This is a genomic window from Sporosarcina aquimarina (assembly GCF_023715615.1).
Lineage (GTDB): Bacteria > Bacillota > Bacilli > Bacillales_A > Planococcaceae > Sporosarcina > Sporosarcina aquimarina_A.
Window position 1 is genome coordinate 107565 of sequence record NZ_JAMBOM010000002.1, and the last position, 25288, is coordinate 132852.

The following is a 25288-nucleotide window of genomic DNA, read 5'->3' on the forward strand; positions in this document are numbered from 1 at the left end:
GTTATTTATTAGTCGTTAAACCACTTCTGCCCCCACTTTTCGATACTCTTCCAAAACTCTTTTCTCTTCTCGTCCTTTTCTTTTTTCTTCTCTTTCTTTTCTCTTTCTTCCTTCGTCTTTTTCTTCTGCTTCTTCAGCTCTTTTATTTCATCGTCAATTAACGACAAGTCAAAGTTCTTCGTAGATAATTCACTGGCTGATTGTGAAACAACCTGCTCGAAAATCGGCGGTGCAGTAAAGCTGCTGGTAGAGGTTAAATAATGGTCGGCGTCCGTTTTATCATATCCGAGCCAGACCGCTCCGGCAATGTCAGGTGTATAGCCGACGAACCAATGATCTTTGGAACCGTCCACTCCTTCAAACGGGAGCTGTGTGGTGCCCGTCTTCCCCGCTACGTCCATACCGGAAATCTGTGCTTTTTTCGCAGTCCCTTCCTCTACAGCCCCTTGCAACATATAAGTCATTTGCTCGGCAACTTCCGCATCCGTCACTTGCACGGACTCTCCCTGCCACTTTCCGAGCACATTTCCTTCCGAGTCTTTAATTTCGCTAATCGCGTGGGCTTCCTCCATCACGCCTTCATTCGCAAAGGCAGAAAACGCTTGCGCCATCCGTAAGGGAGAGGTTCCTTTATCTAGCCCTCCAAGCGCTAATCCAAGCGTGCGGTCATTTTTTGTCAATGAAATCCCAAACCGTTCCACCGCACCCACGCCGTCTTGAATGCCGATCTGATCCAACAGCCAGACGGGAGGAATATTGTACGATTGCTCAAGCGCCTCGTACATGGTCACTTCCCCTCTATATTGCTGGTCAATGTTTTTCGGAGAGTACCCATCCATATCGATGGGTTCATCCACAAGCAAATCCGACATACGGTATCCGTTCTCAAGTGCCGGTGTATAGACGGCAAGCGGCTTTAGCGCAGATCCGGGCTGCCGGATGAGATCGGTCGCATTGTTGAAACGTCCCTTCGTATACTCTCCTCTCCCACCGACTAACGCGAGAATTCCGCCCGTTTTAGGATTTACGAAAACAGAGGCACTCTGCAAAAGCTGATCCGGGGTGCTCTCTGGGAAATTTCTGTCATCTGCATACACGTCTTCGAGCACATTCTGGACGACCGGATTGATTTCTGTCGTAATATGCAATCCGCCGGACAGTACTTCATCCTTCGTCAACTGGTACGTATTGACCGCCTCGTCTACTACACGATCGATATAATACGGATAGTTTTCGTCATCATGTGGCACGGTCGATTCGGACAGTACTAGGTTCTGTTTAATCGCTTCATCATATTCTTCCTGGCTAATATACTGTTCACGCAGCATCAGCGACAACACCAAATTGCGCCGTTTCACCGACTTTTCCATATTTTTCGTAGGCGATAAATTTGACGGAGCTTTAATGATCCCAGCGAGTGTCGCAGATTCGCCTAACGTCAATTTGCTGACATCTTTACCGAAATAAGTTTGTGCAGCACGTTGGACACCCCACGCTCCGTCACCGAAATAGATTTGGTTCAGGTACCGTTCCATGATCTCCTCTTTCGAAAACACCCGTTCAATCTTCTTTGCGAGGATCAGCTCTTTGAATTTACGGGAGTACGTACGCTCCTGCGTTAAAAACACATTTTTTGCAAGCTGCTGCGTAATCGTACTGCCTCCTGACACGATTTTTCCTTTGAACGCATTCTCGACTAAAGCACGTCCCATCCTCAAATAATTAATACCGTGATGTTGGTAAAACCGTTGATCTTCTACGGAAACGACAGCTTCCACCAGCTCATTCGGAATCTGGTCGATCGATACGCCTTCTATTTTCGAATTCGAAACCGTGCTGATCACTTCTCCGTTCGGATCGTAAATAACCGTCGATCGGGGTGCGGGTTCTTCGAGTTTACTGACATCGCTGAATGTGATGAAGAGATTCAGTATAAGTAGTACAGAAAGGACAGCAAGCACGACACCGACACATACAAAACGAATGACCTTTTTCTTCAGGCTGCTGTTCTTTTTCATTGCTTTTTTATGTTGTTTTTTATATTCGGATCTTTTCATATAGATTCTCCTGCTTTTTAACTGCGTAGTTTTATTAGTAATGGACAGCATACTATTGACGAAAGGTGGGTTTTTAAAGTTGCGAGCTTCAATTTTCACGGGGGTTTCGTATAAGTGTATGAATAAAAACACCTGCGCGAGATACAAACAGGATACTAAGGGAGTCATAGGCACATTCTTCCCCTTCCACCCCCTTAGTAGACCTGAAGGGCACCCCGCCAATTCTTAGGTGATTGACCTAGATAAAAAAGAAACAGCCCACCGGTTACAGTAGACTGCTCCTCATTATGGAAATTATCGTGATTAATCACTTGGAATTATAGTTATAGGAAGTCCTTCTTTGTAAATTTCACATCCTCTTAATTGATAAATCGTTTGATCGCTTTTTTCTATTATTTTAATACTCTTACATGTATCCTCTATTACTCCTTGATCACCAGACTCATCGAATCTTGTATCAATTTTAGAACTCAACTTTTCATCAGAATACTTCAAGTCGTGAATTATTGGATCGCCTTCATCAGTGTAGTTTACCACACCAACTTCACTGTCCTTATTGTTAGAAACATCTTCCGTGAATTTTTCAAGTAGATCAAGATTTTTTATAGTTCCGTGTGAATTGACTACATCATGTTTAGAAGGTGAATATTCACCACACCCAAAAAGAGAGAGTGATATTAAACCAAGCATAGACACTTTTTTCACCAGGTTCGCTCCCCACATTTTGTTTTTAATTTTTTTATATATTCAAAATATAAAGTCTGCTTATGCAGGTGTTATACATTTATTAACATTTATTACAATAAAGATAGTGATGAAAAAATAATCTATCGGCGTTTGATGTTATGTGTTGTACTTTTAAATTTAACTAACGTAATTTTTTTGTGATACCTGCGCAAGAAAATTTCTCACTTATTCAAACATTCATAATTCCTCTTACACAGGCACCCATCACTAAATTGGAAAAACATGTTCATCGCTTCGTATGTCAATATAGTGTTCCAAAGAAGGGGTCATCTTCAAAATATGGTACAATTACCCAACGATACTTTCTTACTTTACATATAATAAATCACCATCATGTACGAGGAGGTTTATTATGAATCCAAGGAAAAGACAACTCCGTGATAGCACACGAGCAAGTAACTATTGTAGATGCAAGACCACAAATCCGCAAGACCCTCAAGATCCCCCAGAAACACCGCCTACTAGTCAACAGGATTGCTTTTGTCCTAACTTTGCTTTGGAATGTGGTGATACTTTTAACTTATGGTACAACCGCTGGTTAGAAGCTAAACGGCAAGGCTTAGACTTATTTGTAATGCACGATCCCCAAGATAACGTGAATCCGATAGCTCAACATCGTATAGAGGAATTTATACGCTCGGCTTGTGCAATATCTTTTAGAACCAATTCCTTTCAAGTGGGCACTCTCCGTTATTTCGAGGATTATGCGCTTGGCATAGTTAGTTATGAATACAAAACTGGATTTTAATTGAAATACCGTGTTTTTATTTAAATTTTCTAGTGTGAAGCGTGGCCATGAGGTGTGCACGATGGACCAGACAACTTTTCCTCGTCAAACGTAAACTTCCCTTCCAAGTTCCTTGAAGGCGCTGCCTATTATGTTAAATAGATAGAAGAAAACGCAAAAAACCATTGTTTTCAGGGTATAGAGAAGTACCAATCACAGAACTTCCAAAACCCACCCCACTTAAAAAGAGGAGCTGAAAAAAATGGTTATACATTCATTTAATCATATTCAGGGGAAAAACGGAAGTTATTGGAGTCGTTTGATGAGGAACCCAGAGACAAAGCGATACTGTATTGTTGCAGTAGATGCACCGAAGTACGTGAATGCAGCGATGATTTGTACAATTAATGGAGATATTTTAAGGACCATTCGAATTTGATGGCTCACAAACCGAGTAGTGATACCTGTGCACGAAACTATTGTGTTTGTTCAAACACTCATAATTGATTCTTACACAGGCGTAATTTTTTTATAGCCCAATAACGAGCAATAGGTGTTATTTTTGAATATTTGTGCTAAACTAAACCTATACTGAAAAGAACTGAGTGCGTCAACACCCAGTCAATGCAGCTGACACCCGCATGAAGTGCGGTTGGCCAGTTGAACAAAGGTGTTAAAAGTAATCGCCCTGCTTACTTGGTCGTTAGCGGTGGGTGGTTACTTTTTTTCTGTTGGTGTATAAAGCAATCATTGCTACAATGGTTGTTGCCATTGCTGCGAGGAATATACCAAATTGGAATAACATGTTCATTGCTTCGTATGTCACCATATTAACACCCCATTTCTCAAGGGAGTGCCAACCGCCCATCCGCTATATGTCGCTACGTCTATATCATATCACTGACCGCAATGCGAAACCATACTCCTAATAACCTCGTCGAGCTAATAGTTTGATGTCAATGTAACAAACTTTCGCGTTTATTCAAGCATTCATGAATGTTTCATACACAGCGGCATTTAATACTCGAGAGAACACTTCATATATTTCATTAATCCAACACCCCCCACACACATATCCTGTATAGTGAAACTACATACACTCCCCCACACAATACAAACTGGAGGCGACACATAATGGCAAGAATCATCTTAACAACCGAAAGCGGTGCCGATTTGCCCGAATCTCTAGCGAAGAAATACAACATTCACGTTGTACCGATGCACGTCATCATGGATGGTACGGACTATCTAGACGGTCAGTTGCCTGTAGCGGACATCTTTGACTTTTATAACCGCACGAAAAAAATTCCTTCCACTGCTGCTACGAATACGCATGAGTACCAGGAGTTTTTCAAAACTATCCGGACGGAGTTTCCTGAAAGCATCATCATTCATATAGGCTATACATCAAAAGCGTCTGTTTCCTATCAGAATGCGTTGACGGCTGCGGAAGATGTAAAAGATATTTATTTACTTGATGCGTTGAACGTCACGGGCGGATTGACTGCAGTTGTGATGTATGTGGCTGCCTTGCTTGAAGAAGAGCCTAACATCGATCCTGTACGTCTGGTGGAGATGATTGAGGCTAAGGTTCCGAAGTCACGACTGGCCTTCCTTCCCGGCAGCCTAGACTTTCTGCGGGCTGGCGGACGGGTAAGCAATATGGCGTATCTTGGCGGCGCGTTGCTGAAGATCAAGCCGTGTATTGAATTAGTGGACGGTAAGCTTATGTCGACTAGGAAATACCGCGGTAAGATGGAGAAGGTCACTGAAACTCTGTTTCATGATTATCTACAGCAATACAACATCGACAGACAGCAGGTCTATTTCATTTATTCGATTGGACTCAGTGAGACGATCAAACAACGCATCAATGAAATTGCGATGGAACAAGGATTCGAGAATAGTATGTGGATTGAGGCTGGAGCGATGATCTCGACGCATTCCGGTCCTGGAGGATTTGGTATAGCGGGGCTGGAAGTGTAAGTAGCTGTTTCAGCATAAAATCTCACTAAAAAACCCAACAGTAAATCTGCTGGTGGGTTTTCTGAAGTAAAGATATATATACGAATTCTCGCTTATTTAATGATTGTCACCGGACATTTTGCTTCCTTGATCATTTTATGTTTGACGCTGCCAAGCATCATTTCCTGTACGCAGTTCAGTCCGCGACTCTCAATGACCAAGTGATTTGCATTTTTGGTTACCTGAGTACCGCACGACTCGACCACTATTCAGAACCGTCCCTGAGTTGTGTCGTGCACGGGCAGCTAATATTTTTATCCTTGCTAGACACTAACATACGTATATGAAAAAACCGCAGCTGGCACTGTGGATTTTTTCATCAAATCTTACGAGATTCTTATAATTTGCTAATCGGTACCTGGACCGAATACCATTCAGACACTATTCGAAATTGTACGTGGTTCAGGTACGTTATTTAAGAGAAAGCCACGTTTCCAGAAAATTAGAGCACGGCTTTTCATCCTAATTATAGAAATAATCGTCAAATAAATCGCCCGATTCAGAGATAATATCTATCCCAAATAAAAGAATGAACTTATTCGTTAGTTGATGCTGCGGCTTGTTCTACTGCTTCCATTATTTCTTTTTGTGCTAATTGTTCAACTTCATCTTTAACTGCTGTCTCAATGTTAGGTTCTTTCATCATCATTTCATAATGCGGTCCATGCCCCATCCTATAAAATATTTCTTTAAATACTTTTAAGTAATTTTCTACTAAATCAATGCTTCTTTCTACAAATAAATCTTCATTTATGTGGTGTGATCCATCATGTAACCATGATAATAATGACCGACACGTAGACTTCTCTTCGCCTTCAAATTTTTCGACTATATCAGATAGTGTAATTCCACCAAAGAATGTGAAGTAATTTTCTAATATTCTTCGCATTATATTTTGCATCGTAATTAGACTTTGATCTTTTACCAAGTTTAGTTCATTCCACATCAATTCATATGAAGACTTAATTGGATTTTCATCGTATTGTTGAATAGATGACTTGTTGTCAGACTTTCTTACAATCCAAAACTTTTCCTCGTTAGAAGCTTGATTATTATTCGTAAAAGAAATTTCTTTATGAAAATATATATTATGAGTTAATATTATTATTTGCTTGATTTCTGAATGTCCCTTTTTAACATCCACAATGATTTCTTTGATTAAGTTACTGACAATAAATAAAACATTGCTATCTAGACTTGATATAGGATCATCCATTACTACAACCTTATTTGTACTAACGTCATCTCTTTCAGTGCTGCCTTTAATTAAATTGTAGAAATACAAAAACGTTATAAATGTTTTTTCTCCTTCACTTAAAGAATCTCCAACATCATCACCGTTTCCTCTAACAATCTTATAATGTCCTTCTTCTTCAGCAGTATCCAATTTGAAATTTGTAAACCCAAATGAACTTAATCTATTATTAATTTCAGTTACTGAATGCTCAATACTTGTGACATCCTCTTGTAGTTGTAATAACTCCTTTTCCAATTCAGTCTTATTTGTTACCTTAGTTTGGATTCCATAATCTCTGCCTGTTATCTGCTTGTCTAATCGATCAGCACTCTTTTTATACCGATTTAAGTTATCCTGATTTTCTTCAGCTAAAAATCTCCAAATATCATAAAGTAATTCAATTTTCTTTTCTCTTGAATTGCTCACTATATCATTATGTTTCTTTATAGATTCATTAGCACTGCTTATTTCACTATTAATACCATCTATGTCGTTAGTAATATCTTGTAGCACAATAACTGTACTTGGTTCATTTAATTTGTCTTCAATTAATTTAAGATTAGCTTTATTTTTGGACGTGATCAATGTTATGGCACTCTGAATTTTTTCCACCCCTAGGTAATCGCTACTATTATCAACTAGAGTCATTAATTCCTTCATGGTTTGCTGTAATTTTAATTGGTAATCTTCATTAAACAAGCGGAGTATTTCTAGTTGATCTGAGTATGTCTGGTCAAAATATCTATTTAACTTCAATGATAAATCTTCAGGTAACTCAGTTTGACAAAAAGGACATACGCCTTCGGTATGCTCCATATAGTTACGGCCTTCAAACACCCAGTCGCTGATATTCAACTTGTTTATTAGATCTGCGATATCAACGTCGTCTGAACCTATAACCTTCTTACTGAGGATTTCTTGATTTTTAATGACGTTATTGAATTCAATTAATTGAAAGCTTGAAATCTCAGTTTGTGAGCCTTCATATAATGTATTATGCCTTTTCATCAGATCTTCATAACTATAGAGTTCTCTTTTATTTTGAGATTCATCTATAAACTTTCTCATTAACTTCTCTTTAGAGTTTCCAAAACCTTGAATCGCTTTTCCAAAAAAAACACTATTTCTTTTTTTTATTTCCCAACATTCTTCTTTAAAATCATTACTAATAGTTATTCTTACTTTTTTTACTCTTTCTAACTCTTCGCTCAGCTTTTCAATTTTTTCTACATGCTTCTCTATATTTTCTTTCGTAGTATCTATTGCTTCTATAGTCTCAACCTGATCTTTGCCTAAAGTAAATATCCCTTTTATTTTTGAACTAAGTCCAAAATTTTCTTCAACAAAGTTACGATTATATACAAAGGTTTTTTGTTCAATTTCTTTACTTATCACTTGGCAATTAGGATAAGCTGTGGTATTTCTTATAACTTCAGAAATGGTTGTTTTACCAGAGCCATTACTGCCGTAAAGATAATTTATTTTCGCTAAGTCAGTAAGACTCGCACCTTCTTCATCGTATGAACCCACATCTTTTAAAAGCACTTCTTTAATCATGTTTTAATACCTCCGAAAGATTCATGGCGATTATTTTCCATTGATTAAGAGTAAATGACTGTACAAACTCGAACCCTGTTCTATGTATAAGATTCAATATAATTGATAGAAGAGCATAAGAGGTTTTTGTCCCTACTTGTCGTGGGGAATCAGGCAAAACCTGATATTAGAACGGGGTCACTTTATTTTAGATTATCACTCAGTTGTGACAGGTTACCGGATTATTGTCACGTGATTGTGACAGACTATCAGATTAACTCATCGGTACCTGGACCACACGCAATTAATATACTATTCAGAATTATATGTGGTCCAGGTACATTATTTCAGTTATTATACCATTCTTCGCTTTATTAATTCATTATCTTCATAATAAAACACTTTAATATAATCATTTAAAATTCTCCTCTGTTTTTCAGTTAACTCTATATTATCCATAACCCAGAGACATATTGATTTATTCAAAGCATATTGCAACATTTTATCCGAATTTTTATCAATTTTATTCCTTGATACTTCTGGAAATATTTTCGGGTTAACTATATTTATTTTATATTCTTGAATTTTAACAAATGACAATATATTTAATGGCGAAAATTTAGTATCTGAGACAAGTATATTTTTAATAAATATGCTTTGTTCTGGCCTATTAAATATATAATAGTCATAATGTTTTTTTCTGAAGTTCAAAAATATTTTTTCTGTGTTAGAAAAATACATATCATAGGTTCTTCTGAATATTAATGTCGGTATTTCTTCTAATTGTCCAAACTTGAATAAATCTTCAAATTTTAGATTACCAATAATATATTCAAAAGCTTTAATTTCTGTTTGTTCTTCTATTTCGCATTTTATTTCTCCATTTAAAAATATTGTAATCCATCTTAATTCATCTTCCATCTTCTCAATAGTTTCTTCAAGATCATCTAATACCTCATTAATATGATAAAATCTTTCAGAATCATATTTCCCTATAATTGGAATTTCTAGATATTCAATTGAGAAGTTGTTTTCATTATAAATTTTTTCTAAATTAAATCGTTCATCCACTTCAACCAGTTCCACTCCGTCATAATAAAACAGATCACCTTGAACAGGAATATCTACAATACTTTCTCCATGTATATTCTTACTCACGTCTACATTTACGTGCCCTTCGATCCCAATTAAATAATTACTCAAATCCATAAACGTTTGTTCATTGTATCCATTTTTTATATCTATAATCCTGTTATTAATTTTATTTTTTTCTTCACCTTTGATTAACAGTTCTAGCTCAAAACTATCTGTTAAAAACTGATTAGATAAAAACCTCTTTATATGACTAACATCATTGTTGAATAAAAATATTACTTCATCATATTTTAATTTTATTTCCGTTCCCGTAAATGATGGGTTTTCCTCTTCATTCAACGTTATAAAAGGACTATTTTTTACTAGAGTTAGTTTATAGCTTTCTACATCATCTAGACTTTTTGTTTTTAATTCCACTTGGTCAGACAACATAAAACAAGCTAGAAATCCAATACCAAAATTACCTATTGGATTATACATGTGACCTCTCAATAAAAAATCATCAGATTTGTAATATGACACTCCAACATTTAAAAAATAGTTTTTCAGAATATCAAAATCCATTCCAATACCGTTGTCTTTGACAATAAAATCATTATTTTGTTTGTCTAGTATAACTTTTATACTTGGTTTATAATCATTTTCTCCATATTCATCTCTACTGATCTCAATTTCTTCACGTACTTTACATGCATCTATACTATTTTGTATTAATTCCCGCAATCCATAAATTTTTGATCCATATATTTTTTCACCCATCAGCAAGTTAGTAATTGCTTTGAAATCAATTGACAATCGAATATCTGAAATAGAGTATCCAATTGATTCTACATTATTTATCAAGGGATATTTCATCTTCAGTTTGTAATTATCGGATAATCGCTTATCTACATCATTCGAATTTTTAATTTCACTGTTAATCCAATCTAAGTAACTTAACAACTTCCTATGAAGTGATGCATCCCTACATTCACCAAAAATACTTATTGTTTTTCCACCTGTAAATTCATCATTCTTCACCTTGTCCAAGTTATAAATGACCATGTGTTGCTTCCACTCTTCATTGCTTATTTCATTCATCGAAATCAAACTCATTAAAAATGGCGGCGTACGTTGACTGTCAATATCCAGTATATCTGCGATTCTTAACAAAACAGCACAAAACAATGGACTATAGCTATAGGACGCCTTCTCATTGTAAACTTTCAAATTTTTATGTAACCATGAAATATCCTCTGTATGAGATTTAGAAACTTTTGCAATATCATTAGCTATACTAGTCCCTGGTTGTGAAGGTATCTTTAAATCGTCGGTTAGTTTTTGAGTAATAAAATCATGCGATCTAGTACCATGTATTTTTCTTATATATTCCCTTAATGCCTCATCCTTATTATTTTGATGCTTTCTAAGAACAGCAAAATAGCTAAGATTGGGTACCGTGTATTTCCCTTCAATGATCTCATTAATCTCATCATCTTCTACAGCCATACCAGTATCATGCAACAGAGCGGATAAAATAAGGATAGTAATATCTAAATCACTAATCTTCTCGACATCCGGAATTAAATCGAACATATAATCCATTATTCTTAGAGAATGATCACTGTCATGTAATGTGTAGGTTGAAAATATTTTTATTATTCTTTGATCAATGATAGGTTCTACTTTCCTTGATATTCTCTTAATTAACTCAACAAATTCACTATCCCTATTTTCAAGAACTTTAAGCAATCTCGGTTTTTTCATCTCAAATTTGGATTTTGTGACTTTATGAATAACTGACATAAGAATTCATCTCCTAAAAATATAGTAATAGGTGCTTGTGCAAGAAACTTTCATGTTTGTTTGAACATTTACGATAATTCCGCGCACAGTCACATAGTCACGAATGGTATCTACTATAAAAATTCAATACTCCTTTTTCTCATCCACCAAATACAAATCCTGCTCTCTCTTCCTCTGGTACATCGTCACCATCTCCAAACGTTCTTTCAAATACCCTTGCAGCTCAGGATTCGTGCAATATACAAAGCACCCCTTCTGCCCCCTAGTCATCAGCGTCCGATAGGTATTCCGAATAATTGGATCTGCCAATGCGTGAGCCTTCTCCGGATCTTCTTTCGCAAGCTTTTTAATTCCCTTTAGTGATTGATCGGTTTTCGCTCTTTTGGTGAAGTCCGTGACTAGTTGTCCATTTTCCATTCTTAAATCATCACCTATAATAACGCCGACATAATCGAATTCGAGTCCTTGTGCTGTATGAATGCAGCCTGCTTCACGAACCGAGGAATTTTCGATTGCCCATGTGTTTTCTATGTTCCAACTGATGGCAAAATCATGCTCTGGTAGAGTGATGTCAAAGTGGTCGACGTCGAGTCGATTTGACTTCGGCCATTCCCAACAGTAGCCCGCCATCATTCGAGATTTATTATTGTGTTCATTCAGCTTCTCAATTTAATCTAACATGGCGTTCGGATTGTCAAAAATTCGGAAGTCGTATTCCATCCCCATATCGTTCGTATTGGCAGTATCTCTAATTTCCAACAAATCATCGAGCCATGAGATGTAGCCGTCTGATCCATCACATCTAATCTGAGAAACGAGTTTTCTAGTAATAACTTCTGCACCGAATTCTTCAGCGTATTTTTCGATTGTCTCCGTGCTGCCTATATCGCTCAGTGTTACTTTTTGGTGTTCATCGATGAAAAAGATAGTGAAATGAGAGCCTTTAATCAATTCCTTGACTTGATTTTCTCCTTTGTTCTTGAACATCCCGGATTTCTCGTTCAATCGATGAGCTTCATCTACAATTAAGATATCGAATTCGTTGAGTGCAGCTTCTGTAAAGCTGCCAGAGCCTTTAAATAGATTATCGATATGCGACTTCTTGAAATCCTTTTTTAACTTGGTTGAATAGATATTACGTGGAGCCGCATTTTTAGTGACATACATCGCCACTAAATCCTGTTCAATCAATTTAACCAGAAGATTGATGGCCAGCACGGATTTCCCAGTCCCAGGTCCTTCTTCTACAATCATTACTTGTTTCGCATTTGTACGAACACTGTTGAGAGCTAAGTGGAATGCCTCTTCATAGAAAACTTTCTGCTCGTCAATCATGATGAATTCTTCGTTCCCTTTCAGCATGTTATTCAGCGTGTCCTGCAGTGATTTTGATGGACGGATTTTGCCGTTTTCAATTTGATAGATTAAACGGTTTTGATCACCTAGACGAATGTACTTTTTAATGAATGACCGAAGCTTTTGAATTTCCCCTTTTGCAAAAACAGGCGCTTATTCAAGGTGAGGAGCATAGTGAACATCTGTTAACGGATCGTTTTCTGTTTTTCTGTAATTATGTAAGTAAGCGCAAGGCTTCAATTGAATTTCCTGTTGCTGGACGTTTTCATTAAAGTCCTAAATTAATGCTGCATACGACCATGCCTGATAAGAAGGGTGGACGAGTTCTCGCATTCCTTTTCCTACATAAGAACGGACGACTCCATCACGCGTTGGGACCTTCTCGACTTCATCCCATTGTTTCAACTCAACTATTACAACATGATCCTGAGCTCCGTCATTTCCTGCAATAAGGAAATCCACTCGTTTCGATGTATTGGGAATATTAAACTCGATTGCAACCGCTGCGTCTTTTGGTATCTCATCATCCTGCATAACGTTAGACATCTTTTGAAGAGAGTTTTCCCAAGATCGAATTTCCGCTTTACTAGTCCGGCCGATTTTTTGTTGATAGGAGTTGTAAAGACGATCCACAAGGAGCTCATTGACGACATCTCCTACGAATTGTTCTTTCGTCGATTCATAAATGATCATATCGCACCAACTTACTGAAGGATTCTAGTTCTATCCACATCTTACCAGTAATCTAAAATTGTCACAATACTTGATAAATCGACAAAACTATGTAGATTTTCATTTCATCAAAAAAATACAGAACTGTTTATTCCTAAACAGACCTGGACTTTCATAATTCAGCTTACTTTTTTTCAACAAAGCGCGCGATGCCGCAAACTATCTCTCTACAATAAAATACTACAATCACCAGATCATCTCCGGTAATTGTAGTCTCTATTATTTCTATAAACTTTACGACTTCAAAGTAGCAGCGTTACCTACTTTACTTTCCTTTTACTCTTTAGAATACTCAGCTGTAGCAGTAAACAGTACGTCAGTCGATGAGTTCAGTGCAGTTTCACAAGAGTCTTGGACAACCCCGATGATAAAGCCTACACCTACGACTTGCATAGCAATTTCATTCGGTAGTCCAAACAAACTACATGCTAGCGGTATCAATAAAAGTGATCCTCCCGCAACACCTGATGCACCTGCTGCAGAAACAGCTGCTATTACAGATAGCAGAAGTGCGGTCATGAAGTCAACATGAATATCAAGCGTGTTGACTGCTGCAAGCGTGAGTACAGCGATTGTAACGGCTGCACCCGCCATATTAATCGTAGCTCCTAAAGGAATGGATACTGCGTACGTATCTTCATCCAAGCCAAGCTCTTCACATAATTTCATATTTACAGGGATGTTTGCAGCTGAACTGCGTGTAAAGAATGCTGTGAGACCGCTTTCTTTTAAAACTTTAAACACTAATGGATATGGATTTCTGCGTATATAGATATAGACAATCAATGGATTCACAACAAGTGCAATGAACAACATACAACCCACTAAGATTAAAACGAGTTTTCCGTATACGAGTAAAGCAGATAGTCCAGTTGTTACAATTGCATCAAACACAAGACCCATAATACCAATCGGTGCTAGATTGATGACCCATTGTACAACTTTAGTAATCGCATCTGAAAAACTGCCTAACAGGTCTTTCGTGTTTTGATTAGCACTTTTTAGTGCAAGACCCAGGACAACTGCCCACATTAAAATACCTAGATAGTTCGCATTCAGTAAAGCATCTACTGGATTGGACACCATATTAAATAGTAATGTTTGAAGAACCTCGACAATGCCTTCTGGAGGAGTTAGTCCTTCCGCTCCTTTAGTCAACTTTAATGTAACTGGGAATATGAAACTAACCGCGACTGCGACAACCCCTGCGAGAAGCGTCCCCATCGCATAAAGAGCAAGAACCGTCTTCATATTGGTTTTCGTTCCGCGTTTATGTGCAGCAAGTGCGTACATGACTAAAAATAATACTAGAACTGGCGCTACTGCTTTTAATGCACCGACGAATAATGAACCAAAAATAGTGATTCCACTTGCAGCAGGCACCGTTAGAGCTAAAATTATACCAAGAATAATACCAATAAAAATTCTTTTAACTAAACTAATTTGATTCCATTTAGCAAATAGATTCTTCATAGCTATCCCCCTTAAAGTTTTTTCAACCCCCTACGATAAAAACGTACAAACTTCCCCTACTACCTGAGTAAACATATGCAAATTTTTCATCAAAGTTGACTGAGGATTATTTTTAACAAAAGTTTGTATAATTGATTAATTGTTTTTTCTATCAGAAAATTTATGTTTTTTGTAGCATCCTATCTATTAGTTATGTGTGTATAGATTGTTATATGCAAAAAAAAATCTGGAATTACTATTAGGTTATTAGTAATTCCAGCTCTTAGGTTCCATATAAAATTGTTACTCAAACACGTCTTCGGACAATGCATGAGTTTTATCGTGCACAGGCAAAATTGTCTTATTCCTTCTCATCGGTCTTCAATCTCAACCTCACTCTCATCGTTCAGTGTCAGTGTCCAAACGTTGCTTGCGGCATCATAGCTCACTTTTTCGATAACCCAAAAATCGTGTGTACTCGCCTGAGTCGCTTTCTCAACAACTTGTGATTCTGAAAGTATAGCACCTGCGGGTCGATAATCAGGAAGTATTTCAACGAACTTCGCCGTACCTTGCGCAGGATATGACTCAGCAATTGCGCCGGTCGCTTCCACTTTTACTCGCTGTCCGACTGAAAGCTGATCGGCTTCGGGGAATGAATAACTCACAGCATCTTCCGTTCCTCCTGCGACAAAAAAGCTGGTGTCCGACGTACCCAAGACAAACCCGCCTTCTTCCACAGGTGCCTCAGTTTCATTCTTTTTCGGTTTGATAATCGAAGACTGTCCCGGTTCTGCAACCATGCTACCTTCCTGCTTAAAATTCAACGCACAATTAGGGAATTGTTTCTTCAGTTCTTGCTGTTGTTCAGTTTTCAAAAAGTCGTGACCGATTGTAATTGCTCCTGAAATGGTATCAACGGACACTGAATAGGAACCATGGCCGTCGAACAATTCATCCACCGCTTTCGCAACTTTATCTTGCTGAACATATAATTCATGCTGCGTATGCGGACTGCGGAAAATATAAATCGGTTCCGCCAAGATCTCACCTGCATCGACTTTCTGCTGTAAGATGTCGAGAACCTTTTGCAAACGCATGTCAGGGTCTTTGAGTCCAATCCAAATCCCCGACTGATCAGCACCATTCAGCTGATTTTCGAAAAAGAGCAGTCCCTCCTTATCAAATCCTCCATCACCGCCATACACCTCTTCTACCGCGTCGATTGCAACAGGGCCTTCAATCGCCTGGACCGCCATGTCTTCTTCCAATTCCTTTGACGGGATTTCGTACTCGTTCGCCGCACTCTTCAGTTGTTCCTGAGCTGTCAAATCCCTCTTGGGCGACTCTTCGACAGTCTGACTCAGTTCTGCAATAATGTCACGGTCGCCTACAGTTTTGATCACATGCCATTCATCCTGCTCAACGGAACTGGTGTCTGTTGACTGTTCCGTCCCCGCTGTCCCGCATCCGCCTACTAATAATGCAATGGTTATACCAGACGAAAAGATCATATTTTTCATAGTTCAGTCTCCTTTGACAAGTTAGACGTCGGAGGTGGTAGAATGTTACAGATTTCAGCAATCAAGTAGTTTGATCCCTGTTTATCAGGTACGTAATCCACTATGACAAGGGGAATAAGCATTCGGGAGTGTGGCTAATGGAGAGGAACAAAGAAATTACTGGACAGACAGACATCACACTATCGTTAAGCCCACTAACATAAGGGCTGGCGGCGTTCTTCCGGGAAGAATACAACTTATTTTCGGCTCATCCGACGACTGTGATTGGTTCTAAAAAAACAGGAGCGATGGGTTTATTAACGACACCTTCATATTAAGTGCGGGTCATACTGCCGAACTGTAAAGAATCACAGGACTTTAACCGGATTTTTAAAAGGCAGCTGAAGAAAAAGTGGAAAATGGACGGAACAATAAAAACCTTTACGTGTACAGGCAACTCTAAAACAAGGCCAAATTTCAATGAAAAATGGTTTATTATTGAAAAGTATTATAGAAATTAAAAAGCTATCAGGAATAAGTCAATGAGACTTTCCCCGATAGCCCTAAGTACGTTCTAATTATATAGTCAACTCTAGTACTCCCTCAATCTCCTTCAACATCGCAAACGCACCATCAGATTTATTGGAGCACACGACAATCGTCGCTTCTTCTTTAGGTACATAAACGGCGCGGAAGTTGACACCAGGGTCGTAACCCATTTGAATATATTTGACGACGTTGTGCTGATTATCTACTTTCATGTAGCCGCAATATCCGTAATAGATCAGCCCGTCTTCATCTACTACTTCACGTGGTTTCAATAGATTCGCTGTCATTTCTTCAGACAGTAACTTCTTCGTTGTCAGAGCATCCCAGAACTTCGCTATGTCTGCAACAGTTGTGTAAGCTCCACCATCTGGTCCGCCTTTAGCTGGCAATGAGTAGATATTGGTCTTCCAAGTGCCGGTGGCATTTTCAATGTAGCCGAGCGCAGTTCGAGGAGGCAATTGATCCATCTCAAAGTATCCGCAGTCTTGCATATCAGCTTTTTTGAAGATCCGTTCTTCTACAAATTCACTAAAGCTGACCTTAGCTACATGCTCAATGATGAGTCCCAGCAAGATGTAGCCTGAATTGTTGTATTGAAACGAGCTGCCAGGTTCTGCTTGCATCAGTTCATGTTGAAAAAGGGGCAGGAAGTCTTTTGGTGAACGCACGTTGTATGCTGGACGTTTTTCCCACAGTTCCTCGTAATCTTCCATGACGTCTTCATTGAAATAATCCGGTACACCCGATGTATGCGTCAGTAGCTGGTGAATCGTAATCTCGCTGTTGAAATGAGGAAATTCAATATCGACGCAATCGCTTAATTTTGAATCGACCGTGAGCTTTCCTTCTTCAATAAGCATGCAAATTGCAGTCGCTGTGAAGATCTTGCAGCCTGAAGCAATTGAAAAGCGTGTGTTGACCTGATTCGCAATTTTGTCTGACCAGTTCGCATACCCGTGGCTGCCTGTGAAGATGTCATCTCCTTTTCGACCATAAAAGGCTCCGGAAAAAGAGAGTTCCTTTTGCTTTTCATCTAAATAAGTTGATTTGTTTGCTGTCTTCATAGTGATTCCCCCTGAATTCCTTGTTATCTGTTGTATTACTAGTCATAAAAGGAACCCAATTATGTTATTCATACCATATAACGAATCATATGAATGCACTCCTTGCCGATTAACGTTACGGCTATTGTACAAGAGACTAAAAAGTGTTTCAATTATATTCTGAATATTGATTATACTGTCTCGTTATTCAATTAGTTTGGATGCTCTAAGATATAAATTACCCCTTAAATATATGCTTCTTATGCCACTTGAAATAAGGTTTATTCTCCTCGGTTCTATTCACCCGCAACTTTCCATGAAGACCATACTTGTTGTAATCCTCTTCAGGGATGCTCGATGATATATGAATCTTCCCTTGTCCATCAAATGCAATAAGACCATTGTTATACAAAGCATCGTGGTTGCGACAAAGGAGAATCCCGTTGTTCGGATTAATACGCTCGTTGTTGCTGCTGTCTTTCCATGGTTTTGCGTAGCTTGCTTGAAGGAGTTCAGGTAACTCGATGTCGCAGAGTGCACATTTATCGTTCCAAAGCGGCATGAGTTCGTTTCGGAATCGCTGGTGGCCAAGTCGGACTTTCGTTTTTGCTTCTGCTTCGGTTTCAGCGAGAATTGGAGTGAGGAAATCGTGTTCCGTCTTTCGAACAGTTCCCATTACAAATTCCAATTGCTCCTCATCGATTTCGTAAATGTTCAAGTCGCTTATCAGCTCGACTAGTTTAATGGTCAATTCATCATTGCACGGATATAGATAGCCCTGATTCCCATTGGCATTCTTTTGAAAGGGAGAATATTTTATCGGCAGAAGTGGGAGAATCTCATCGAAAACATCTATCATTGTTAATGGCTTATCAAATTCATAGTAATCTGCCTCTACTAGATAGCCTTTATCGTTTTCATTGCCTGGTAGATGAATTGGGGTTGGCTTTCGTTCTTCCCTGTATCCGGTTTTCGCTATACTGATTGCGACAATATCCCCTTTTACGTAATGGAAAATACGATCTCCCTCTTTGACTTCTTTCATCCGTTCCCAGAAATGCTGGACATTTCCGGCACTGTCTTGTTGCAAGGACCAGAGAATTCCTAATTCTTTCTCTTCGTGATAGGTACGTCCTTGCATCACTATGTAACTTTGCATATGGTGTCACTCCTTTACGAACAGGTGCATGTTCAACTACTTTAATTGTAGCTGTTAATGAAGGAAGTTGCATCTTTAGGCGTTGAGAAACCCATGCAACTTTACGTTTAAATTTGGTGTAGGAAATTTGCGAAATGTGGTATTCTGGTTCTAATACAAATCGAATACACTCGGGTGGATACTAATGGATTTTATAGGAAATAAGTGAGTTAACCAGCAAAAAAGGGAGGAGGAAGAACATGGACAAGGATTTAATCAACACGTTGAAATCCGTCTTGGATGACGCTCTCCAGCCTATACATCATCGTTTAGATAGGATGAATCAACGCTTTGATGGAATGGATAACAAGTTTGATGGGATGGACCAACGTATTGGTAGTTTGGAAGTCGAGCTAAAAGAATTTCGTTCGGAAACGAAGACTGCTCTTCAACTTATTCAAAATGGACAGCGGGGCACGCGTGAAGAAATGACTCAGCGTTTTAATGAGACCCGTGAAGGATTCCAAAGAATAGAAGCAGATTTTAAGTTCGTGAATCATAAGACCGCTGATCACGACTTAAAATTTAATCGTTTAGAAAATGAATCGAAAGAAAATCGTCAATAACGTTTTTCAAAGATCCATTTTAATTCAATGTGTTATGGCCGAATCTGTCAAAATGAACAGATTCGGTCTTTTCGTATTCTCTGTATACCATACAGTCTAGAAAAACTCGTCAAAATGACTCAATAGGCCAAAACCATCATTGTAGACGATGAACATTCATTCAAAAAAAGCCTTGGAATACGAATGTACTTTCAGTTTCAGTATTAATAATCAAACTACGGGCATACCAGAATAGATTGACTACAACTTCTATACTGGAGGTTATTATGAAACAATTTGTTCTATTGGTGTGTGTGATTATAGTTTGCTTAGCTATCATAATTGTTGGCAATGAAAAAAATCCCGCTTTAAAAGAAACCATGATGGCGACAGACGCTGGAACTAACGTTTCTACAAAAGCAATCCAATCCTATGCAAAGGAGTATGAAATAAAACCTATCGATGCGAAAATTGACCGGGTGTGGAAGGCCATTCCAGGATACAACGGTTTGACTGTCGACATCGAGAAGTCCTATCAAAAAATGTTAGATAACAACAATTTCAATACTGAACATCTCGTCTTTAAAGAGGTTTCCCCAAAAGTTCATCTAGAGGACCTCCCCCCTTCACCTATTTATAAAGGCAATCCCGAAAAGCCGCAAGCCGCGTTATTAATCAATGTTGCATGGGGCGAGGAGCATATACCAAATATGTTAAAAACGTTAAAAGAGTCTGATGTAAAGGCTACTTTTTTCTTTGATGGCAGTTGGGTGAAACGGAACCCCGACATTTTAACAATGATCAGTCTTGAGGGACATGAGATCGGTAATCACGCTTATAGTCATCCTGATCTAGCCAATCAATCCCGTGAAGAGACAATGGTTGAATTAGTGAAAACAAATGAGGTCATTGAAGCGACATTGGGCGTAAAACCGAAGTGGTTTGCACCGCCAAGCGGGAGTTTTAATCAGGTGACTATTGAAGTTGCACATGAACTGAAGATGAAAACTATCCTTTGGACAACGGACACGGTCGACTGGAAAAAACCAGATACGTCTGAGATGGTCACACGAGTTTTATCAGAGATTGAAAATGGCTCAATGGTTCTTATGCATCCCACAAAACCAACTGCTGAGGGGCTTGCTGCAATAATTGAAGGGATAAAAAAGAGAGGAATTCATCTAGGTACTGTGAGTGATTTAATGAGCGAAAAGCGGTTAGATCCATACAAATAGTACCTATGAACACAATTATAGAGATTGACGAGAATTTGCTTGTGCGTGCTGTAATTAACCAAAAAATCTAATCTAACGCTTTTTCTTATGTAATAGTCCAACGCCTATTAATTCTTAATAGAGTTCTTCAAAGTCTAATGATTAATGGGCTTCTTTCAAATATCGATTATAAGGCATTCGAGCAACGTCCATGGTGTCAGCGTAGAGCTTCCTGACTTCTAAATCGGTCCATAATTTAATGTAACTTTCGTCTTCCGAAATTCGAATTACGGGTTTCATTTCATATTATTGAGGATTCCGATTGTTAGTATGCAGTGCACTTTTGTGCGTTTCCAAAAGAATGACATAAGTATGATCACGTAATCTTTTCAACTGTGGTTTTAATTAGTATTTCCGCATCCGACAAATCGTGAAATAGGAAGATGTAGGTTATCGAATATCAATACAAAAATTATTACATAAAAAAATGGTGATTTGAAAGGTTAGACCTAACAAACCACCATCTATCTAACAATATATTTTGTTACTGACCAATCTTAATGAGTCCCGTTTCTGTACCAAAGAATCCAGTTTGCACCTGAAGCATTAGTTCAGGATTTGCAATTAATTCGTCTGATACATCAAAGACGACAACGCCAGTTGCTGATAAATCAGGGTTCACTTGCTGACGGAAGAAATCAGTTGCTTCATTTGCATAGATGGATGCAGTACTATCCGCATCATATGTTTTATCTCCAGCTTTGATTTGGAAGAACGAAGTATCCGCTGTTATCGATTCATTTCCTGTATTTTTAACAGTTACATTAACAAGTAAGTACGTACCTTGTGCATTTTGTCCGTATTCCCCACCCACGTTCTTTGCTGTGGATGTGCTATTCACTGTGAACTCAACCTTGCCTACTTTAACCACTTCGCCAACACCAGTAACCTTAGCTTCTTTCTTTTCAGGCTTTGCTTTTTTTGGTGTTTCGGCTTTAGCGGGTTGTTCTTTTAGGGGAGTTGTATCTGCAGTCGTTGCTTCGTCTTCCCTACCAGTTGAAACTGCAATACGATTATTGCTAGAACCAAAACCCACCATTTTTTATAGATTGGTTTTTTTACTTTTGCATTTGGTTGTTTATTAGTCATGCTATAAGTTCTCTGTTCTGCGGTTGTGTTTTATTGTAGAAGGTTCAATATGTGATGTAATAACCAATGTCAGATAAGTCTATGTGTTCACCTGTACTTAACCAATTGGCTGCGAGTTTTTCCATATCAACGAATTCCACAACTTCTTTAGGAATTTCATAGGAGAGAAAACCTTCGTCATTAAGGTAGTGTCCAAGTTCATTCAAACTATGACAATTGAAAGCCATATACTTGCCATCTTTATGTACTTGTATGACCTGTTCCAATTCCAGTCTTTTTGTTTTGGCTATCAGGGCAATAATTTGTCTTTCTGTTTCTGCAACCCCTTCAAGATACTGCATGATACGATTCAACTCATAGATGTCATCGTATTCACCAACCTCAATAGGAAAGGAACTTTCATACTCATGAATGAGTATCCCCTTATTAATCCCCAGTACTGCATTCAGGTGAGCATCAATCGTTTCTTTTTCTGTTGGAAGCGAAATCCATTCTCCCACTAAATTACCTGCCTTATTCTCTGCAAGATTTACCGTGTACAGATTCAGCATATGTTTTTTAACACCCTTTCTTTTTGGGGGGATTTGAAGTCCGCGTATGTAACAAAACTAGTAGAATGAAATGATATTGAAACAATGTGTAATCAAAATGTGAACAAATTGTAAACAACGTAATTAATATACCATTTCAACATTTTTATACATAGGTGTAATATTTGGTAATTCATTTGACTTAATTTTTTCAAAGATTGTATTTTAGTTTTGTTATTTTTATTTAATAGTCGGTGGTCGGTAAAATTATGGTGTAAGCACTTACTGTAGTTCCACCGAATGAAATTTCAATACCTGAAGTATAAATGTACATAAAAAATGAAGCCTATACCGTTCACGATCTGGTAAGTTTTTTTGATTTTTATTCAACAACGATTCAAGTTCTTAACTTAAATGCTTTAGTCAATTCATCTGTCAATAAAGTGAATTTAATACATAGTGACAGCCAGTCATTCAATCTCTATCACTGAAGGTGGTCATGTCTTGGATTTTTGTAAGGATTTCTTCTCTCTTATTCTCCTAATTAAATTCAACTCTGCTAAATTTCCTACATAAGCATAGCTACCTCTTTTAATCTGAAGTCATTCTATAAACCTTCACTGTATTCTCTAGTTAACTACCATACTCGGTTGCACATAAAAATTCAGTGTATTACAATAGGTGGAATTGATAATGATTTTCATTATCAATTCCATCCGTTCTAAAGGAGTAGATTTCGTCCATGAAAAAAATTCACGATTTAGCATGTATTCCTGCTTTAGAGGAAATGCGACTTATTGAGATAACAGAGCAATGGAAACAACCAAATTCTAAGAATCATTATTTGATCTACATCCTGGAAGGTAGAGTCAACATTAAATCCACGCTATTTAATGGAATTCTAAAGAATGGAGACATGTTTGTACATCCTTCAGGATCCGAATCTTATTCAGTTACACCTATTACGGAACCTATTTCTGCTTACTACATACGCTTTTCTTCCGCTAGTGTTTCTAGATTGAAAGGCAACTGGAAAATTGAGGACGCTCCCCCTCCTGTTAGTGGCAAGATGCGTGTTCAACCGATTCCATTCATACGACAAAGGTTTGATCACTTCCATCAGTTATGGAAGAAGAGCTTAGACTTCACTATTCCCCTTCATATCGCCTGGTTGGAACTTTGGGAGGCCATTAGAGCCGGTGAATTTGTAGAAGAATCTAATATTGAGAAAGAACTCCAGAACATTATTAAACATATGGATCTACATTATAACGACGATTTCCAGGTTGAAGACATGGCTCGTCACTCTGGTGTAACTCCAACCATCTTTTTTAAACTTTTCAAAGAATCTACTTCACTTAGTCCGTTGCAATACGTAACTAGAAATAGAATAGAAAAAGCACGACAACTACTAGTCGCAGGAGACGCCTCAATTCGTGAAATTGCGAATGCTGTTGGCTATCCTGACGTGTACTATTTTAGCCGTATATTTAAAAAGGTTGTTGGCATCCCTCCTAATCGTTATCGCCAATTACTTCAAAGAAAAATAGCTGTTTTAAACCCACCACTTTATGACAACCTTTTAGCACTTGGGGTCCCGAGAGATATGCTGATTCCCTTCTGGAACAGAGATGATCAGAAGGAGGTCTATAGAGATCACGATACATCTGGCATGGAATTTCAATGGCTGAGCAGAGAAAAACCAGAACTAATTTTTGGTATCGACAATGCAAAGCCCATATATGACCAACTAGCTAAGATTGCACCTACTCATCTACTAACATACAAGCCTTTTACTTGGCGCGAACATTTACGTGAACTAGCAACCATCCTTCAAGTAGAAGAAATCGCGGAATATTGGTTGAGTTACTACGAACAAAAAATAGTAGCTGTTCGAGAACGCATTCATCGCCAACTTGGTGATCAAACCGTGTTGGTAGCATTAGTACACGACGAAAAAATTCGTGTATGTGGGGCTAATCGACGTAAAATCGGACGCTTTCTATACGGGGATTTACAGCTGAATGCGCCAATCGGTACAGACAGATTCGCTTTTTCTGATATCGAAAATCTGACAGAACTAAACGAGTTCAACGCAGATCACATATTACTCCTGGGTGACGATTCCATTGAACAAGAAACTCCTGCGCAGATCTCAGGTCAAGTCCATCATGCTAGATTATGTCCATGGTTACATTATTCTGCGGTAGGTCATGAGAGGTCTATTGAAGAAGCCCTTTTTTATTTCTCATCAGAATAAGGGGGTTAGAGGATTGTACATCTAAATAATCAGGATTTGCTATTTCTATTTAAAAGTTTATTTCGTAGAATCTTAATTGATAATAGTTATCATTATCAATGATTAATAAAAGGAGAAAAGACATGACCGCATCATCTATCCCAATAGACGAAACTAGTCTAGAACGCAACGTGATCAGACAGTTTAAACCACTCACACTTTCAGAGAAACTTATATGCAAACCTCTTAAACTAACAACCATGAGATCTTCTCTGGGACGTATTAAGTTGATGCCATTTCTCTTAATCTTTGGAGAGAGAAAAAGGAAATGTAATGACATGGGTTATGAAACAGCACTTTTATCGCCTAAAAATTCTAATAATATATGGCGTCATGCCCAGAAAAAAGTTTTTCCAACTATTACATATCGGTTATGCCCAGTTGGTTCAGGTCATCTCAACTCCAACACTTGCACAGCTAAAAAAAATTGCAATCCACCCAGCGGATATTGTGGGAGCGTGTACCTACTTTGTTAAATCCATCGAACAAACTTGATAAACCACCTATCCG

At 38.2% G+C, this 25288-nt stretch carries 20 protein-coding genes and 1 pseudogene; 7 read left to right on the forward strand and 14 right to left on the reverse strand.

What is annotated here, in order from left to right:
* Positions 1–8 precede the first annotated feature (8 nt).
* Entirely contained in the window at positions 9–2057 is a 2049-nt protein-coding gene (locus M3197_RS07585) for a transglycosylase domain-containing protein (protein ID WP_251660345.1), read from the reverse strand.
* 303 nt (positions 2058–2360) lie between these two features.
* A complete protein-coding gene (locus tag M3197_RS07590; protein WP_251660347.1) occupies positions 2361–2762 on the reverse strand; it encodes a DUF4362 domain-containing protein in 402 nt (133 codons plus the stop codon).
* A gap of 394 nt (positions 2763–3156) precedes the next feature.
* Between M3197_RS07590 and M3197_RS07595 the strand changes: the two genes are divergently transcribed.
* Entirely contained in the window at positions 3157–3552 is a 396-nt protein-coding gene (locus M3197_RS07595) for a hypothetical protein (protein ID WP_251660348.1), read from the forward strand.
* A 241-nt stretch (positions 3553–3793) separates the two neighbouring features.
* A complete protein-coding gene (locus tag M3197_RS07600) occupies positions 3794–3970 on the forward strand; it encodes a hypothetical protein (protein WP_251660350.1) in 177 nt (58 codons plus the stop codon).
* Positions 3971–4234: 264 nt separating this feature from the next.
* Here the strand turns inward: M3197_RS07600 and M3197_RS07605 are convergent, their stop codons facing one another.
* Positions 4235–4360, reverse strand: coding sequence for a putative holin-like toxin (locus M3197_RS07605; RefSeq protein WP_251660353.1), 126 nt, complete (start codon positions 4358–4360; stop codon positions 4235–4237).
* A 305-nt stretch (positions 4361–4665) separates the two neighbouring features.
* On the opposite strand from M3197_RS07605, the gene M3197_RS07610 reads away from it, so the two are divergent.
* The gene (locus M3197_RS07610; protein WP_251660355.1) at positions 4666–5517 is read left to right on the forward strand and encodes a DegV family protein; all 852 of its coding nucleotides are present in this window, start codon (positions 4666–4668) and stop codon (positions 5515–5517) included.
* Positions 5518–5609: 92 nt separating this feature from the next.
* Here the strand turns inward: M3197_RS07610 and M3197_RS07615 are convergent, their stop codons facing one another.
* The 8 genes and pseudogenes from M3197_RS07615 to M3197_RS07650 all read right to left on the reverse strand — a co-directional run bounded on the left by M3197_RS07615 (position 5610) and on the right by M3197_RS07650 (position 19002).
* Positions 5610–5762 (reverse strand): universal stress protein, encoded by a 153-nt coding sequence (locus tag M3197_RS07615; RefSeq protein ID WP_432813984.1) that lies wholly within the window; start codon positions 5760–5762, stop codon positions 5610–5612.
* 329 nt (positions 5763–6091) lie between these two features.
* The gene (locus M3197_RS07620; RefSeq protein ID WP_251660357.1) at positions 6092–8350 is read right to left on the reverse strand and encodes an AAA family ATPase; all 2259 of its coding nucleotides are present in this window, start codon (positions 8348–8350) and stop codon (positions 6092–6094) included.
* 333 nt (positions 8351–8683) lie between these two features.
* Positions 8684–11209: an HD domain-containing protein gene (locus M3197_RS07625; protein WP_251660359.1), complete on the reverse strand. Its 2526-nt coding sequence runs from the start codon at positions 11207–11209 to the stop codon at positions 8684–8686.
* 123 nt (positions 11210–11332) lie between these two features.
* Positions 11333–13258 (reverse strand): annotated as a pseudogene (locus tag M3197_RS07630) (DNA/RNA helicase domain-containing protein).
* A 315-nt stretch (positions 13259–13573) separates the two neighbouring features.
* The gene (gene sstT, locus M3197_RS07635; RefSeq protein ID WP_251660362.1) at positions 13574–14770 is read right to left on the reverse strand and encodes a serine/threonine transporter SstT; all 1197 of its coding nucleotides are present in this window, start codon (positions 14768–14770) and stop codon (positions 13574–13576) included.
* A gap of 350 nt (positions 14771–15120) precedes the next feature.
* Complete coding sequence (locus M3197_RS07640) at positions 15121–16272, reverse strand: DUF3221 domain-containing protein (protein ID WP_251660364.1); 1152 nt, start codon at positions 16270–16272, stop codon at positions 15121–15123.
* A 557-nt stretch (positions 16273–16829) separates the two neighbouring features.
* Positions 16830–17864, reverse strand: a complete 1035-nt coding sequence (locus M3197_RS07645) for a serine hydrolase domain-containing protein (protein WP_251660365.1) — start codon at positions 17862–17864, stop codon at positions 16830–16832.
* Positions 17865–18081: 217 nt separating this feature from the next.
* Positions 18082–19002 (reverse strand): HNH endonuclease, encoded by a 921-nt coding sequence (locus M3197_RS07650; RefSeq protein ID WP_251660367.1) that lies wholly within the window; start codon positions 19000–19002, stop codon positions 18082–18084.
* A gap of 239 nt (positions 19003–19241) precedes the next feature.
* Between M3197_RS07650 and M3197_RS07655 the strand changes: the two genes are divergently transcribed.
* Entirely contained in the window at positions 19242–19607 is a 366-nt protein-coding gene (locus M3197_RS07655; protein WP_251660369.1) for a hypothetical protein, read from the forward strand.
* A gap of 266 nt (positions 19608–19873) precedes the next feature.
* A complete protein-coding gene (locus tag M3197_RS07660; protein ID WP_251660371.1) occupies positions 19874–20821 on the forward strand; it encodes a polysaccharide deacetylase family protein in 948 nt (315 codons plus the stop codon).
* A 141-nt stretch (positions 20822–20962) separates the two neighbouring features.
* Here the strand turns inward: M3197_RS07660 and M3197_RS07665 are convergent, their stop codons facing one another.
* The 3 genes from M3197_RS07665 to M3197_RS07675 all read right to left on the reverse strand — a co-directional run bounded on the left by M3197_RS07665 (position 20963) and on the right by M3197_RS07675 (position 22500).
* Positions 20963–21100 carry a hypothetical protein gene (locus M3197_RS07665; protein WP_251660373.1) on the reverse strand — a complete coding sequence of 46 codons (138 nt, stop codon included), beginning with the start codon at positions 21098–21100 and terminating at the stop codon, positions 20963–20965.
* A 244-nt stretch (positions 21101–21344) separates the two neighbouring features.
* Positions 21345–21899: a DUF4352 domain-containing protein gene (locus M3197_RS07670; protein WP_251660375.1), complete on the reverse strand. Its 555-nt coding sequence runs from the start codon at positions 21897–21899 to the stop codon at positions 21345–21347.
* A gap of 94 nt (positions 21900–21993) precedes the next feature.
* On the reverse strand, positions 21994–22500 hold the full coding sequence (locus tag M3197_RS07675; RefSeq protein ID WP_285851243.1) for an antirestriction protein ArdA: 507 nt from the start codon (positions 22498–22500) through the stop codon (positions 21994–21996).
* A 721-nt stretch (positions 22501–23221) separates the two neighbouring features.
* Between M3197_RS07675 and M3197_RS07680 the strand changes: the two genes are divergently transcribed.
* Together M3197_RS07680 and M3197_RS07685 are read left to right on the forward strand one after the other, a co-directional pair.
* Positions 23222–24739 (forward strand): AraC family transcriptional regulator, encoded by a 1518-nt coding sequence (locus tag M3197_RS07680; RefSeq protein ID WP_251660380.1) that lies wholly within the window; start codon positions 23222–23224, stop codon positions 24737–24739.
* A gap of 312 nt (positions 24740–25051) precedes the next feature.
* Positions 25052–25273, forward strand: coding sequence for a hypothetical protein (locus M3197_RS07685; protein ID WP_251660382.1), 222 nt, complete (start codon positions 25052–25054; stop codon positions 25271–25273).
* Positions 25274–25288 lie beyond the last annotated feature (15 nt).